The sequence below is a fragment of the Cellulomonas pakistanensis genome, from assembly GCF_016862755.1.
Lineage (GTDB): Bacteria > Actinomycetota > Actinomycetes > Actinomycetales > Cellulomonadaceae > Cellulomonas > Cellulomonas pakistanensis.
Genome location: NZ_BONO01000014.1, coordinates 48,253 through 61,943 on the forward strand (window position 1 = coordinate 48,253; position 13,691 = coordinate 61,943).

Annotated in this window: 11 protein-coding genes; 5 read left to right on the plus strand and 6 right to left on the minus strand. The window is 75.5% G+C overall.

Annotation, left to right across the window (positions count from 1 at the left end; genetic code table 11):
• Nucleotides 1–254: 254 nt before the first annotated feature.
• Entirely contained in the window at nucleotides 255–1,286 is a 1,032-nt protein-coding gene (locus Cpa01nite_RS10460) for a LacI family DNA-binding transcriptional regulator (protein ID WP_203668702.1), read from the minus strand.
• 97 nt (nucleotides 1,287–1,383) lie between these two features.
• On the opposite strand from Cpa01nite_RS10460, the gene Cpa01nite_RS10465 reads away from it, so the two are divergent.
• Nucleotides 1,384–2,271 carry a TIGR01777 family oxidoreductase gene (locus tag Cpa01nite_RS10465; RefSeq protein ID WP_203668703.1) on the plus strand — a complete coding sequence of 296 codons (888 nt, stop codon included), beginning with the start codon at nucleotides 1,384–1,386 and terminating at the stop codon, nucleotides 2,269–2,271.
• Between the two features lie 129 nt (nucleotides 2,272–2,400).
• Here the strand turns inward: Cpa01nite_RS10465 and Cpa01nite_RS10470 are convergent, their stop codons facing one another.
• Both Cpa01nite_RS10470 and Cpa01nite_RS10475 read right to left on the minus strand, forming a co-directional pair.
• Nucleotides 2,401–3,435, minus strand: a complete 1,035-nt coding sequence (locus Cpa01nite_RS10470) for a Gfo/Idh/MocA family protein (RefSeq protein WP_203668704.1) — start codon at nucleotides 3,433–3,435, stop codon at nucleotides 2,401–2,403.
• A gap of 10 nt (nucleotides 3,436–3,445) precedes the next feature.
• Nucleotides 3,446–5,815: an MMPL family transporter gene (locus tag Cpa01nite_RS10475; protein WP_239068698.1), complete on the minus strand. Its 2,370-nt coding sequence runs from the start codon at nucleotides 5,813–5,815 to the stop codon at nucleotides 3,446–3,448.
• A 74-nt stretch (nucleotides 5,816–5,889) separates the two neighbouring features.
• On the opposite strand from Cpa01nite_RS10475, the gene Cpa01nite_RS10480 reads away from it, so the two are divergent.
• Nucleotides 5,890–6,351 carry a MarR family winged helix-turn-helix transcriptional regulator gene (locus Cpa01nite_RS10480; protein ID WP_239068699.1) on the plus strand — a complete coding sequence of 154 codons (462 nt, stop codon included), beginning with the start codon at nucleotides 5,890–5,892 and terminating at the stop codon, nucleotides 6,349–6,351.
• Between the two features lie 22 nt (nucleotides 6,352–6,373).
• On the opposite strand, the gene Cpa01nite_RS10485 is transcribed toward Cpa01nite_RS10480, so the two are convergent.
• A complete protein-coding gene (locus Cpa01nite_RS10485; RefSeq protein ID WP_203668706.1) occupies nucleotides 6,374–6,892 on the minus strand; it encodes a flavodoxin domain-containing protein in 519 nt (172 codons plus the stop codon).
• A 182-nt stretch (nucleotides 6,893–7,074) separates the two neighbouring features.
• Between Cpa01nite_RS10485 and Cpa01nite_RS10490 the strand changes: the two genes are divergently transcribed.
• Nucleotides 7,075–7,800 (plus strand): DUF4191 domain-containing protein, encoded by a 726-nt coding sequence (locus tag Cpa01nite_RS10490; protein ID WP_203668707.1) that lies wholly within the window; start codon nucleotides 7,075–7,077, stop codon nucleotides 7,798–7,800.
• A 167-nt stretch (nucleotides 7,801–7,967) separates the two neighbouring features.
• Here the strand turns inward: Cpa01nite_RS10490 and Cpa01nite_RS10495 are convergent, their stop codons facing one another.
• Nucleotides 7,968–8,465, minus strand: coding sequence for an RDD family protein (locus Cpa01nite_RS10495; RefSeq protein WP_203668708.1), 498 nt, complete (start codon nucleotides 8,463–8,465; stop codon nucleotides 7,968–7,970).
• Between the two features lie 171 nt (nucleotides 8,466–8,636).
• Between Cpa01nite_RS10495 and glnA the strand changes: the two genes are divergently transcribed.
• Nucleotides 8,637–10,061 carry a type I glutamate--ammonia ligase gene (glnA, locus tag Cpa01nite_RS10500; protein WP_203668709.1) on the plus strand — a complete coding sequence of 475 codons (1,425 nt, stop codon included), beginning with the start codon at nucleotides 8,637–8,639 and terminating at the stop codon, nucleotides 10,059–10,061.
• A 102-nt stretch (nucleotides 10,062–10,163) separates the two neighbouring features.
• Here the strand turns inward: glnA and nhaA are convergent, their stop codons facing one another.
• Nucleotides 10,164–11,435, minus strand: a complete 1,272-nt coding sequence (nhaA, locus tag Cpa01nite_RS10505; RefSeq protein ID WP_203668710.1) for a Na+/H+ antiporter NhaA — start codon at nucleotides 11,433–11,435, stop codon at nucleotides 10,164–10,166.
• Nucleotides 11,436–11,711: 276 nt separating this feature from the next.
• Here nhaA and Cpa01nite_RS10510 point away from each other — a divergent pair, with 276 nt between their 5' ends.
• The gene (locus tag Cpa01nite_RS10510) at nucleotides 11,712–13,670 is read left to right on the plus strand and encodes a BCCT family transporter (RefSeq protein WP_203668711.1); all 1,959 of its coding nucleotides are present in this window, start codon (nucleotides 11,712–11,714) and stop codon (nucleotides 13,668–13,670) included.
• Nucleotides 13,671–13,691: the final 21 nt, after the last annotated feature.

Below are 13,691 nucleotides of genomic sequence, written 5' to 3' on the forward strand. Positions count from 1 at the left end.
CGAGGCGCCGACGCGCCGCCCTGACGCCCTGACGCCCTGACGCCCTGACGCCGAGTCTCCGGAGTCCGACTGCCCTGCACCCGCGCACCGCAGTCCGACATCGGAGACTCGGCGCCGGTGCGCGCGGGGTGCGCGGGGTGTGCGGTGCGCGCGGCGCGCGGTGCGCGCGGCGCGCGCGGCACGGGGTGGGCGTGGCGAGGGGTGGGCGCGGCACGGGGTGGGCGTGGCGAGGGGTGGGCGTGGCGAAGAAGCGGTCAGCCGCGCGGCGGTGGGGCGGTGGAGGCGCGGACGACCAGGCGGGTCGCCAGCTCGAGGTGCGCGTGCGCCCCGCCGCCCTCCCGGGCCCGGTGCACGAGCGTCACCGCGGCGTCGCCCATCTCGTCGAGCGGCTGCCGCACGGTCGTCAGCGCCGGGTCGAGCCACGCGGCCACGGGCTGGTCGTCGAACCCGACCACCGACAGGTCCTCGGGCACCCGGACCCCGTACTCGCGGGCGGCCCGCAGCACCCCGATCGCCGTGTCGTCCGACGCGGCGAACACCGCGGTGGGCGGGTCGTCGGCGCGCAGCAGCACCTCGGCGGCGCGGAAGCCCGCGTCCACCCCGTACGCGCCGCCGCGGACGAGCCCCTCGTCGACGGCGAGCCCGGCCTGGATCAGCGCCGTCCGGTACCCGGCGAGCCGCGCCACCGCGTTGTCCTGGTCCTGCGGCCCGGTGATCGTCGCGACCCGCCGGTGCCCGAGCCCGACCAGGTGCGCGGTCGCGTCGAGCCCGCCGCGGAAGTTCGTGGCCGCGACGGCGAGCAGCTCGGGGTCGGGCCGGGTCCGCGGGTCGACGACCACCAGCGGCACGCCCGCCCGCGCGAGGTCGGTGCGCGCGCCCTCGTCCGGGACGCCGACGACGCTCACCAGCCCGTCGGTCCCCCGGCGCAGGGCGTGCCGGACCCACGTGCCGCCCGACCCGGACCCGGGGTCGGAGTCGACGGTGACGACGAGGTCGGCGCCGAGCCGCGCCGCCGCCCGCGCCGCTCCGCGCACGACGGCCTCCGCCCACGTGCTGTCCAGGTCGACCACCCGCAGGTCGACGAACCCGGTGCGCCGGCTGCCCGACGGCCGCACCGCGTACCCGTGCCTGGCCAGCACCGCCGTCACGCGCTCCCGGGTCGCCGCGGCGACGTCCGGGCGGGAGTTCAGCACCTTCGACACCGTGGGCACGGACACGCCCGCCTCGGCGGCCACGACCGCGAGGGGCTGCTGCGGCCCGGCGGAGACCGGCTGCTCGGCGTCCATGCCGACCCACCCTAGGGCCCCGCGCGGCACCGTCCGCGCACGTCACGGCCACCCCCCCACCGCGCCCCGCCGCCCGTGCGGCCGTAGGGTCGGCCGCATGATCGTGGTGGTGGCGGGGTCGAGCGGACTCATCGGGACGGCGCTGGTCGCGCGGCTGCGCGCGGAGGGCCACGAGGTGCGGCGGCTCGTCCGTCGCGCGCCGCGGAACCCCGACGAGCGCACCTGGGACCCCGACGCCGGCGTGCTCGACCCGGCGGTGCTCGCGGGCTCGGACGCGGTGGTGAACCTCGCCGGCGCGGGCGTCGGCGACAAGCGGCTGACGCCCGCGCGCAAGCAGGTCGTGCTGCAGTCGCGCACCCGGACGACCGGGCTGATCGCGCGCACGATCGCGGCGCTCGACGACCCGCCGCGCGTGCTGCTGCAGGGCTCGGCGACCGGCGCGTACGGCTACCGCGGGGACACCCGGGTCACCGAGGAGGAGCCGTACGGCACGTCCTACCTCGCCGAGGTCGTGCGGCAGTGGGAGGCCGCCGCGGCGCCCGCCGTCGCCGACCCGCGCGTCCGGGTCGCGTTCCTGCGCACGGGGATCGTGCTCGCGCCGTCGGGCGGGGCGCTCGGGCGGCTGCTCCCGCTGATCGAGCTGGGGCTCGGCGGGCCGCTCGGCAGCGGGCGGCAGTACTGGTCCTGGATCAGCCTGGAGGACGAGGTGCGCGCGATCCTGCACCTGCTGGAGGCGCCGGTGAGCGGGCCGGTGAACCTCACGGCCGAGCCGGCGACCGAGCTGGAGATCGTCCGCGCGCTCGCCGCCCGCGCGCACCGACCCGCGATGCTCCCGGTCCCGGGGTTCGCGCTGCGGATCGCGCTGGGCCAGTTCTCCGAGGAGATCCTCGGCAGCCTGCGCGTGGTCCCGGCCGCGCTGACGGCCTCGGGCTTCGCGCACGCCCACCCCACCCCGGAGGCTGCCGCGCAGTACGTCCTGGGCTGACCGCGCCCGCCCGCGCCCGCGACAACGCCGGCGCCGGCGCCGGCGCCGCGATTGCAGCAGACGCGGGGTTCAGCGCCGCGAAGCCGGCATCTTCTGCGATCTCGACGTCGAGGGCCGGCGACTCGGGCGCTACGCGTCCAGGCGCACCACGCGCTGCTCGCGGGCGGAGACCCGCGCCGCGTCCAGGACCCGGGCCGTGACCACCGCGTCCGCCGGGTCGACCGGGACGGGCCCGGCTCCCCGGACCCAGGCCTCGACCGCCCGGTAGAAGTCCTCGTGCCCGCCCGGGGCGCGCCGCACGGGCGCCCGCTCGTCGCCGCGCACCAGCCAGCCCTCGCGCCCGTCGTCGCCGGCGTCGAGGACCGAGAACGGCGACGCCTCGCCCTCGAAGCTCGTCACCAGGTACGCGCCCCGGTCGCCGAGCACGCGCGTCCGCGGCCCGGGCGCGCCGACCAGCCCGCCGGCCTGCAGGTGGCTGATCACCGCCGGCCCGTCCGGGCCCCCGGCGTGCGTGAGCGCGAGGAACACGTCGTCCTCGGCGGGGGTCGTGAGGCTCCGGAGCTCGGCGTGCACCGAGGCGACCGGACCGAACAGCTGCACCGCGGAGTCGACCAGGTGCGCCCCGAGGTCGAGCAGCAGGCCGCCGGCCCGGGTGTCGTTCTCCTTCCACCGGTCCTGCGGCACGGGACGCCAGCGCTCCCAGCGGCGCTCGAACCGGTGCACGGCGCCGAGCTCGCCGGCCGCCAGCAGGGCCCGCAGCGTGAGCTGCTCGGGGTCCCAGCGCCGGTTCTGGAACACCGTGAGCCGCCCGCCGGCCTCGGCACCCAGCCGGGCGAGCGCCTCGGCCTCGTCGGCGGTCGTCGCCAACGGCTTGTCGACCACGACGAACGCCCCGGCGGCGAGCGCCCGCGTCACGTGCTCGACGTGGTCGCCGGTCGGGCTGGCGATCACCACCGCGTCGAGCTCGCCGGCGTGCGCGAGCAGCGCGTCCACGTCCGGGTCGACCGCCACGCCCGGCCACTCGCGGCCGGCCGTGGCGGCGCGCTCCGGGTTCCGGGTCACGACCCGGACGACCTGGGCGCCCACCTCGCGGAGCAGCCGGGCGTGGATGCCCCGCCCCGCGGACCCGTAGCCGACCAGTCCCACCCGCAGCGCGTCCGTCATGGCCGCCACCCTAGGCCCGGCGCGGCCGGTCCTCCGCGCGGGCGAGCCGGCTCGGCCACCAGGTGCGCGGGCCGACATCGTGCACGAGCGCCGGCACGAGCAGGCTGCGCACCACCAGCGTGTCGAGCAGCACGCCGAACGCCACGATGAACGCCAGCTGCGCGAGGAAGAGCAGCGGGATCACGCCGAGCGCCGCGAACGTGGCTGCGAGCACGACGCCCGCCGACGTGATGACGCCGCCGGTGACCGCCAGCCCGCGCAGCACGCCGTCGCGGGTGCCGATCCGGGCGCTCTCCTCCCGCACCCGGGTCATGAGGAAGATCGAGTAGTCGACCCCCAGCGCGACCAGGAACGTGAACGCGTACAGCGGCACCGCGGGGTCGGCGCCCGGGAAGTCGAGCACGTGCTCGAACACCAGCGCCGCGACGCCGAGCGCCGCCGCGAACGACAGCACGTTGGCGAGCATCAGGAGCACGGCCGCGACCACCGACCGCAGCAGCACCATGAGGATGAGCAGGATCACGACGAGCACGACCGGCACGATCACCCGCAGGTCGCGCGTGCCGGCGTCCTGGGCGTCCAGCGTCTCCGCGGCCGCGCCGCCGACCAGCGCGTCGGGGGCGACCTCGTGCACCGCGTCCCGCAGCCGCTCCACCGTGTCGACGCCCTCGGTGGTGTCCGCGGCGGCCTCCGTGGCCACGTCGACGCGCACGTTCCCGTCGATGACCACCGGCTCCTCGGCCTCGGCCGGCGCGCCCTCCGCGCCGCCCGACGCCGGGCCCCCGGTCGGCACGCCCGCCGACGCCCCCGTGTACGGCGCCGCCGACACGACGCCGTCGACCCCGAGCGCGGCCTCGACGACCGCCTCGGCCTCGTCCTGGGCCACGATCACGTTCGCCGGCTGCACGGTGCCCGCCGGGAAGTGGTCGGCCAGCACCTCCTCGCCCGCCACCGCGTCGACTTCGGTCAGGAACACGTCGGCCTGGCTGGTGCCGGAGGCCTGGAACGTCGGCAGGAACGCCGCGCAGCCGAGCAGGACGACCGTCGTCACGACCCAGGTCAGGCGGTCGCGGCGGCCGACCCCGCGGGCCAGCCGGCCCCAGAGCCCCTGCGCGGGCGCCGGGTGGCCGGCGGGCGCGTGGGCGCCGTGGTGCTCGTGCGCCGGGGCCGCCACACCGGCGGCCTCCCCCGCCACTGCGGGCTCGTCGTGCGCCCGCCCGACGGCGTGGGCGCCCGGCTCGGCGACGCGCGGCACCCGCGGCCAGAACAGCACCCGCGACCGGCGGCCGGCGACCAGCAGCAGCAGCGGGAGCAGCGTGAACGCCGCGAGGTACGCGGCGAGGATGCCGAGCGCGCCGACCGGGCCGAGCGAGCGGTTCGAAGCCAGGTCGGAGAGCAGCAGGCAGAGCAGGCCGGCGACCACCGTCCCGGCGCTGGCCGTGATCGGCTCGACGCTGCGGCGCAGCGCGCGGCGCATGGCGGCGGACGGCGCCTCGACCGTCCGGAGCTCCTCGCGGTACCGGGCGACGATCAGCAGCGCGTAGTCGACCGACGCCCCGACCACGAGGATCGACAGGATGCCCTGGGCCTGGCCGTTGAGGGTCAGCGCCCCCGCGTCGGCCAGGTGGTAGACGGCCAGCGCGGCCGCGCACAGCGCGAACACCGCGGTGAGGATGACCGCGAGCGGCAGGAACGGCGACCGGTAGACCAGCACCAGGATCACGAGCACGGCGCCCAGCGCGACGAGCAGCAGCACGCCGTCGATCCCGCCGAACGCGTTGGTCAGGTCGGCGACGAACCCGCCCGGCCCGGTGACCCAGGCGAGCAGCCCGGCCTCGCCCGCCGAGTCGGCGGTCGCGCCGAGCTCGTCGGCGAGCGCGTCCCGCACCGCCTGGACGACGGCGCCGACGACGCTCTCGTCGTCCGCCAGCGTCGCGTCGGCCGCCTCTGCGTCGAGCGACAGCGGCACGAGCAGCGCCTCGCCGTCCTCGGACGGCACGACGACCGGGTCGGCGGTGAGCACGTCGCCCAGCGTGGCGGGGTCGCCCTCGGCCGGGTCCGCGCCGGGGATCGCCAGGTCGGCGAGCCCGTCGACCACCGGCTGCACGTCGCCGATCGCCGACGGCTCGAGCGCGCCGCCGTCCTCGGCCTCGAGCACCACCAGCACCGGCAGCGCCTCCGACTCGGTGAACGCCGCGGACGCCTCCGCCGCCCGGGTGGACTCCGCCGACGACGGCAGGAACGCCGCCGAGTCGTTGGTCTGCACCTGGGACAGCTGTCCCTGGGCCATCCCCCCGAAGGCCGCCACCGCGAGCCACGCGGCCGCGACCGCGAGCACCACCAGACCTCGCCCGATCCCCCGGACCCCATTCCTCAGCATGCTGAGCACTATGCGGGACGGGCGCGGATCCGGCAACATGAGCCCGGGGCAACCGCCCGCGAGGAGGAGGACGAGTGGATCGCGAAGGGTCGCACGGGCACCCGCGCTGGGACGCCATGGCGGCTCGCGAGCCCAGCGGCTGGCCCGTCGGGCGCCTGCTCTCGGCCGCGTCCCGCCGGGTCGAGCGCGACTGGAACGCGCACCTCGCGTCCTGGGACCTCAACCACGCGAGCCAGCCCGTGCTGGTCATCCTGCTCGGCGGCCCGCGCACGCAGGCCGAGCTGGCCGCGCGGTGCGAGGTCACCGAGCAGACCATGAGCCGGGTGATCGCCCGCCTGGAGCGGTCCGGCTACGTCGAGCGCACCGCGCACGCCACCGACCGGCGCAAGCAGCAGATCTCCGTCACCGACGCCGGACGCGCGGCCGTGCTCGCCGCGTCCGACCCCGAGGCCGCCGAGGCGATGGTCACCGAGGGGCTGACGCCGGCGCAGGTCGACCAGCTCCGGGAGCTGCTGCTGATCGTCGCGCGGCGCTGAGGGCCCCGGGGCGCCGGAGGACTCAGGCCAGCGGCGCCCGCCCCACCCGCTCGATCTTCCCGAGGTCCGCCGCGACCCGCGCCGCCCACGCGTCCACCTCGTCGAAGTCCCGGAAGTCGCCGGGCTGCGCCTCGATCATCGCGACGAGCGCGCGCTCGGCCAGCCCGAGCCCGTCGCGCTCCAGCCGGCCGCCGAAGGCCACCACGTCGCGCGCACCGACCCGCCGGGCGACGACCCGCACGTCGTCCGGCTCGCCGGCCGGCAGCGGCGGCTCCCCCACGCGGCCCGACCAGAACAGCCAGGTCGGCCGGGCGGCGAGCCGCGCGCCCTGCCGGTCGACCAGGTCGCGCAGCGCCGCGGCGAGCCGGCCGACGTAGACCGCCGAGCCGAGCACCACCGCGTCGTACCCGTCGAGCGTCTCGACGTCGTCGGGCTCGACCTCCGCCACGTCGTGCCCGGCCGCGCGGAGCACCTCCGCGACCTCGGCGCCGATCTCCCGCGTGCCGCCGTGCCGCGACGCCACCGTCACCAGGACCCGCATGGCCGCCTCCCCCGCGTCCCGGGCGCCGCACCGGCGCCGCGCCCTGACGACCAGCCTCGCCCCGAGCGCGCGGCACCCGCCAGGGACCTCGGTCCCGCGCGGCGGCGCCGGCGCGCCGTCCCTCCGGGACCGCCGCCCGCCGGGCGACGGCGCGGCCCCGGGCGCCGGTAGACTCCCGGGTCATGGCCCGTGAGAAGAACCCCACCGCCGGCGCGGCCGCGAAGCCCGCGAAGGTGAAGAAGACCCGGTGGTACCACCAGGTCTGGCAGGCGTACCAGATGACCCGCCAGCAGGACCCGTCGGTCACCTGGCTGATCCTCGGGGTGTTCGTCGGCGTCATCGCGCTGGGCCAGGTCCTGGCGCTGTTCTTCCTCACGTGGTGGTACCTGCTGCTGCTGAGCCTGCCGTTCGCGCTGCTCGGCGCCATGTTCATGCTGACCCGCCGCGCCGAGCGCGCGGCGTACTCCCGCATCGAGGGCCAGCCGGGCGCCGCGCTGTCCGCCCTCGGCACCATCCGCCGCGGCTGGACGTTCGCGCAGGAGCCGGTCGCCGTCGCCCCGCGCACGCAGGACCTCGTCTACCGCGGCGTCGGCCGACCGGGCATCGTGCTCGTCGGCGAGGGCCCGGCGCACCGCATCGGCAAGCTGCTCGAGTCCGAGCGCAAGCGCACCGCTCGCGTCCTGCCCGGCGTGCCGATCACGCTCATGGAGGTCGGCCGCGAGGAGGATCAGGTCCCGCTGCCGCAGCTCGCCCGCAAGGTGCAGCGCCTCAAGCCGCAGCTGACCAAGGCCGAGGTCGGGGAGGTCGTCAAGCGGCTCCAGGCGCTCGGCGCCGTGCGGATGCCCGTGCCGAAGGGCGTCGACCCGATGCGCGTCCGCCCGGACCGCAAGGGCATGCGCGGCCGCTGAGCCCGCACGCGCGACGCGCCCGCACCCCTCGGGGGTGCGGGCGCGTCCTGCTTCCCGGGCCCCTACGCCGAGATGGCAGCTCTCGGCTGTGCCCGCCCACCGCGTCGCAGCCGAGAGTTGCCGTCTCGGCGGACCGGGCGCGAGGCGAGGCGGCGAGGGCGCGCGGGTCAGCGGCGGACGATCGCCGTGCCCGCGGAGCGGTCGTGCAGGCCGCGGCCGTCGGCGTCCCACACCACGGCCGGGATCACCAGGCACAGCAGCACGGTGCGCACGAGCGCGAGCAGCAGGTTCGGCGGCGCGTCCGGGCCGGGGTCCGGCGCCGGCGCCCCGGCGCGCTGCACGAGCAGCTGCGGCGGCCGCACCCGGCGGACCCGGATGCCGAGCAGCCGGTGCCCGAGCGTGCCGCCGACCGTGCCGACCAGGAGCACGTTCTCGACGGCGAAGATCGCCAGCGTCCCCAGCTGCTGCGCGTCGGCCGGCAGGAAGACGTTCGCGATCGCGAGGCAGGCGAACCAGTCGACCAGCAGCGCGATCAGCCGGCGCCCGAGGGGCGCGAGCGAGCCGCTCCCCGACGCGGGCAGCCCCAGGCGGGTGCCGCTCGGCTCCCCGCCGCGCCCCACCGGCGGCCCCTCGAGCCACGAACCGACGTCCTCGCGATCGACCATGCGTCAACGGTAACCGGCGGCGGTGCGCCCGCCGTCCCGGGCCGTCACCTGCCCGCAACACCGATCGGGGGTCGCGTAACACGGCCGAAACAATCGGTACACCGCAGGGAAACTGGGCACCCCTAGCCTCGACGGAGCCCGGCAAGGGCACGTCAACCCGAGGAGCAGCGGATGTTCAGCACGCCAGAGGAAGTCCTGGCCTTCATCAAGAACGAGGACGTCAAGTTCGTCGACGTCCGGTTCTGCGACCTGCCCGGCGTGATGCAGCACTTCAACGTGCCGGCCGCGACCGTGGACGAGAACTTCTTCGTCGAGGGCCAGATGTTCGACGGGTCGTCGATCCGCGGCTTCCAGGCGATCAACGAGTCGGACATGAAGCTGCTCCCGGACGTGACGACGGCGTTCGTCGACCCGTTCCGCGCGGAGAAGACGCTCTGCCTGAACTTCCACATCGTCGACCCGTACACCGACGAGCCCTACACGCGCGACCCCCGCCAGGTCGCCGCGAAGGCCGAGGCGTACCTGCGGTCGACCGGCATCGCGGACACGGCGTTCTTCGCCCCCGAGGCCGAGTTCTACATCTTCGACGACGTGCGCTTCGAGACGAAGCAGAACACCTCGTTCTACTCGATCGACTCCATCGAGGCCGCCTGGAACACTGCGCGCGTCGAGGAGGGCGGCAACCTCGGCCACAAGACCCCCTACAAGGGCGGCTACTTCCCCGTCCCGCCGGTCGACCACTTCGCCGACCTGCGCGACAAGATCTCGCTGCAGCTGGACGCCCTCGACTTCCAGATCGAGCGCGCGCACCACGAGGTCGGCACCGCCGGCCAGGCCGAGATCAACTACCGCTTCGACACGCTCGCCAAGTCGGCCGACAAGGTGCAGCTGTTCAAGTACGTCGTGAAGAACGTCGCGCACGCCGACGGCCGCACCGCGACCTTCATGCCGAAGCCGCTGTTCGGCGACAACGGCTCGGGCATGCACGTGCACCAGTCCCTGTGGAAGGACGGCAAGCCGCTGTTCTTCGACGAGAAGGGCTACGGCGGCCTGTCCGACATCGCCCGCTGGTACATCGGCGGCCTGCTGAAGCACGCGCCGGCGCTGCTGGCCTTCACCAACCCGACGGTGAACTCCTACCACCGCCTGGTGCCGGGCTTCGAGGCGCCGGTCAACCTGGTCTACTCGGCCCGCAACCGCTCCGCGTGCATCCGCATCCCGGTGACCGGCTCGAACCCGAAGGCCAAGCGCATCGAGTTCCGCGTGCCGGACCCGTCGTCCAACCCGTACCTGGCGTTCGCCGCCATGCTGATGGCGGGCCTCGACGGCATCCAGAACCGGATCGAGCCGCCGGAGCCGGTCGACAAGGACCTGTACGAGCTGCCCCCGGAGGAGCACGCGCAGATCGCGCAGGTCCCCGGCTCGCTCGGCGAGGTGCTCGACAACCTCGAGGCCGACCACGACTGGCTGACCGCCGGCAACGTGTTCACCCCGGACCTCATCCAGACCTGGATCGACTACAAGCGGTCCGCGGAGATCGACCCGATCCGGCTGCGCCCGCACCCGCACGAGTTCGAGCTCTACTACGACGTGTGATCGTCAGGTGTCACGGCTGCTCCCGTAGCGCCTGACCCGCACGACCGGCGCCCCCGGCACCCTCGCGGTGCCGGGGGCGTCGTGCGTCGTCCGAGGCCGGGATCAGCGCGGCGCGTCCTCGATCGCCGGCTGCGGCGCGTCCACCACCCCGTCCTCGTTCTCGTCCGCGGACCGCGCGCGCCTCGCGTCGACCCGCAGGAGCACGGCGGCCGCCGTCGCCGACAGCACCGTCCCCGCCAGCACGGCGATCTTCGCGGCGCCGACCATCCCCTCGTCGCCCTCGAACGCGAGCTCGGCGATCAGGAGCGAGACCGTGAACCCGATCCCCGCGAGCAGCCCGACCGGCGCGAGGTCCCGGATGCCGACGCCCTCGGGCAGCCGCAGGCCGGACCCGCGCGTGACCAGGGTGACCGCGCCGAGGATGCCGAGCACCTTGCCCAGCACCAGGCCGAGCACCACGGCGAGCACGACGGGCTCGCCGAGCACCCCGCCGACGCCGTCGCCGTCCACCAGCGTGACGCCCGCGGCGAAGAACGCGAACAGCGGCAGCGCCAGCGCGGCGGACCACGGCCGGACGGCGTGTTCGTAGCGCCGCGCCCGGGACCCGGGCGCCCCGGCGCGGGCGCGCGCCGGCACCGTCAGGCCGAGCAGCACGCCGGCGATGGTGGCGTGCACGCCGGACGCGTGCATGAAGCCCCACGCCACGAGGCCGAGCGGCCACAGCAGCCAGGGGTGCACGTACGGCGACCGCACCAGCAGCGCGAACAGCGCCACGGCCGCGACCGACACCGCCAGGGCGCCGAGAGCGACGCCGTCGGAGTAGAAGACCGCGATCACGATGATGGCGAGCAGGTCGTCCACGACTGCCAGGGTGAGCAGGAACGTGCGGATCGCGACCGGCAGCCCGCGCCCGAAGATCGCGAGCACGGCGAGCGCGAACGCGATGTCCGTGGCGGTGGGCACCGCCCAGCCCTGCGCGGCACCCGCGTCGCCCGCCGCGGTGACCACGGCGAGGTAGATCGCCGCAGGCACGACCATCCCGCCGACCGCCGCGATCACCGGCACGGCGGCCCGCCGGGGGTCGCGCAGGCTGCCGGCGACGATCTCGTGCTTCAGCTCGAGGCCGACGGTGAAGAAGAAGATCGCGAGCAGGCCGTCGGCGGCCCAGTGCGCGAGGTCGAGGTCGAGGTGCCAGGCCTCGGGCCCGACCGTCCAGGAGGACACGTCGTGGTACGCGTCCCGCCACGGCGAGTTGGCCCACACCAGGGCGAGCGCGGCGGCGGCGATGAGCAGGGCCCCGCCGGTGGTCTCCCGGGACGCCCAGGCGCGGAGCGAGCGTGCGGGCGTGGGGGTGGGCGTGTCGTGGTGCGGCATGGGTCTCCCCGGGTCGCGGCTGAACCCCCGCGCGGAGGGTCGCCGAGCGGGGAGCCGACCAGACTTCCCGGCACACCAGCGGACCACGGTACGGGGCGGCCCCCGACCCCGCACACCGGGTCCCACGAGCCGGACGCCGGCCCCGGCGCGCCGACCTGCGGGAGCGGGCCCCGAGCGGGTGAAACCGTCCGCTCGATGTGACAGGGTCAAGCGCTTCCCTCAGGATGGTCAGGTTTTGCGATCAGCCCGACGACCCCGACGCACCTGTGGAGACCCGTGAGCCAGCACGGCACCGGCAACGCCCGCACCTCGTCCGAACCGACCCCGCCCGTCCCGTCCGGTACCGGCTCCGGCGCCCAGCGCACACGCGCCGCGCGGGTCATCCGCGAGGTCACCTCCCCGGAGACGACCGGCACACCGCACCCGGCGCTGCTGCCCGGCCTCGGCGTGGAGCAGACGCGCACGACGTTCGGCGTCGACCGGGTCGTGTTCTCGGTCGCCGCCGTCCTGACCGCCGCGGTGATCGCGTGGGGCGTCGTCGACCCGGGGTCGCTGTCCCGCGTCGCGAACGCCGGCTACACCGTCGTGACCGAGGACTTCGGCTGGTTCTTCGGCGTGCTCGCGATCGCGGTGTTCGCGTTCATGCTGTGGCTCGGCTTCGGCCGGCACCGCGGGGTGACGCTCGGCCAGGACGACGAGAAGCCCGAGTTCTCCACCGTGTCCTGGGTCGCGATGCTGTTCTCCGCGGGCATGGGCATCGGCCTGCTGTTCTACGGCCCGCTCGAGCCGATGACGTTCTTCCTCGACCTGCCGCCCGCGTTCGAGGACGTGGCCGCGGGCTCCGACGAGGCGCGGCACGCCGCGCTCTCGCAGACCCTGTTCCACTGGGGCCCGGTCGCCTGGGCCTTCTACGCCCTGGTGGGCGGCGCCGTCGCGTACGCCACCTACCGCAAGGGCCGCTCACCCCTGATGTCGGCCCTGCTGGAGCCGATCTTCGGCCGGCGCACCGAGGGCCCGCTCGGCAAGGTCGTCGACGTGTTCGCGATCGTCGTGACGCTGTTCGGCACCGCGGTCACGCTCGGCATCGGCGCCCTGCAGATCGGCCGCGGCGTCGAGCTCGTGGGCGGGGTCGGCCCGGTCGGCAACGGCCTCGTCCTCGGCATCATCGCCGTGCTCACCGTCGCGTTCATCTTCTCGGCCGTCTCGGGGCTCAAGCGCGGCATCCGCGCGCTGTCGAACATCAACATGGTCCTGGCCGGGCTCATCGGCGTGTTCGTCCTGGTGGTCGGCCCGACCGTCCTGCTGCTCAACCTGATCCCGGGCGTCCTCATGACGTTCCTCGGCGACCTGCCGGCCCTGATGGCGCAGTCCCCCGCCACGTCGGACGACGCCCAGGGCTTCATGAGCGCGTGGACCACCTACTACTGGGCCTGGTGGGTGTCCTGGACGCCGTTCGTCGGCCTGTTCATCGCCAAGATCAGCCGCGGCCGGACGCTGCGCGAGTTCGTCACCACCGTGATGGTCATGCCCAGCCTCGTGTGCCTCGTGTGGTTCACCGTGGTCGGCGGCACCGCGACCTGGCTCGAGCAGCAGGGCGCGGGCCTGAGCAGCGCGGAGTCGGGCGAGGACATGCTGTTCCTCATGCTCGACCAGCTGCCGCTGAGCACCGTGATGTCGGTCCTCGCGATGCTGTCCATCGTGATCTTCTTCGTCACCAGCGCCGACTCGGCGTCCATCGTGATGGCGAGCATGTCCGAGCGCGGCAACCCGGCGCCCCGGCGCGCGACGATCATCGCGTGGGGCCTGGCGCTGTCCGCGATCGCCGCCGTGCTGCTGGTCGGCGGCGGCCAGACGGCCCTGTCCGGGCTGCAGAACCTCATGATGGTGGCGGCGCTGCCGTTCACCGCCGTCGTGGTGCTCATCATGGTCGCCTGGGCCAAGGACCTCGCCCGCGACCCCCTGACGCTGCGCCGCCGGTACGCCCGCGAGGCGCTCGACCAGGGCGTGCGCGCCGGGATCGAGGAGCACGGCGACGACTTCGTGCTCGGCGTGGTCGCGACGAAGCCCGACGAGGGCGCCGGCGCGTGGCTCGACACCGACGACCCGGCGCTCACCGAGTGGTACCAGCCGGAGGACGCCGCCGACGAGGCGGGGCCGGCGGAGCCGGGCGCGGCGGAGGCCGCTCCCGACCCCGGGCCGGGCCCCGCCCCCGAGCCGGCGACCGCCGACCGCTGAACCACGAGGGGACCCGGGCCG

Excerpts from the sequence above, each read along its gene's own strand:
- Cpa01nite_RS10460 (WP_203668702.1), bottom strand. The coding sequence starts at position 1,286 with ATGGACGCCGAGCAGCCGGTCTCCGCCGGGCCGCAGCAGCCCCTCGCG.
- Cpa01nite_RS10465 (WP_203668703.1), top strand. The coding sequence starts at position 1,384 with ATGATCGTGGTGGTGGCGGGGTCGAGCGGACTCATCGGGACGGCGCTG.
- Cpa01nite_RS10470 (WP_203668704.1), bottom strand. The coding sequence starts at position 3,435 with ATGACGGACGCGCTGCGGGTGGGACTGGTCGGCTACGGGTCCGCGGGG.
- Cpa01nite_RS10475 (WP_239068698.1), bottom strand. The coding sequence starts at position 5,815 with ATGCTGAGGAATGGGGTCCGGGGGATCGGGCGAGGTCTGGTGGTGCTC.
- Cpa01nite_RS10485 (WP_203668706.1), bottom strand. The coding sequence starts at position 6,892 with ATGCGGGTCCTGGTGACGGTGGCGTCGCGGCACGGCGGCACGCGGGAG.
- Cpa01nite_RS10490 (WP_203668707.1), top strand. The coding sequence starts at position 7,075 with ATGGCCCGTGAGAAGAACCCCACCGCCGGCGCGGCCGCGAAGCCCGCG.
- Cpa01nite_RS10495 (WP_203668708.1), bottom strand. The coding sequence starts at position 8,465 with ATGGTCGATCGCGAGGACGTCGGTTCGTGGCTCGAGGGGCCGCCGGTG.
- glnA (WP_203668709.1), top strand. The coding sequence starts at position 8,637 with ATGTTCAGCACGCCAGAGGAAGTCCTGGCCTTCATCAAGAACGAGGAC.
- nhaA (WP_203668710.1), bottom strand. The coding sequence starts at position 11,435 with ATGCCGCACCACGACACGCCCACCCCCACGCCCGCACGCTCGCTCCGC.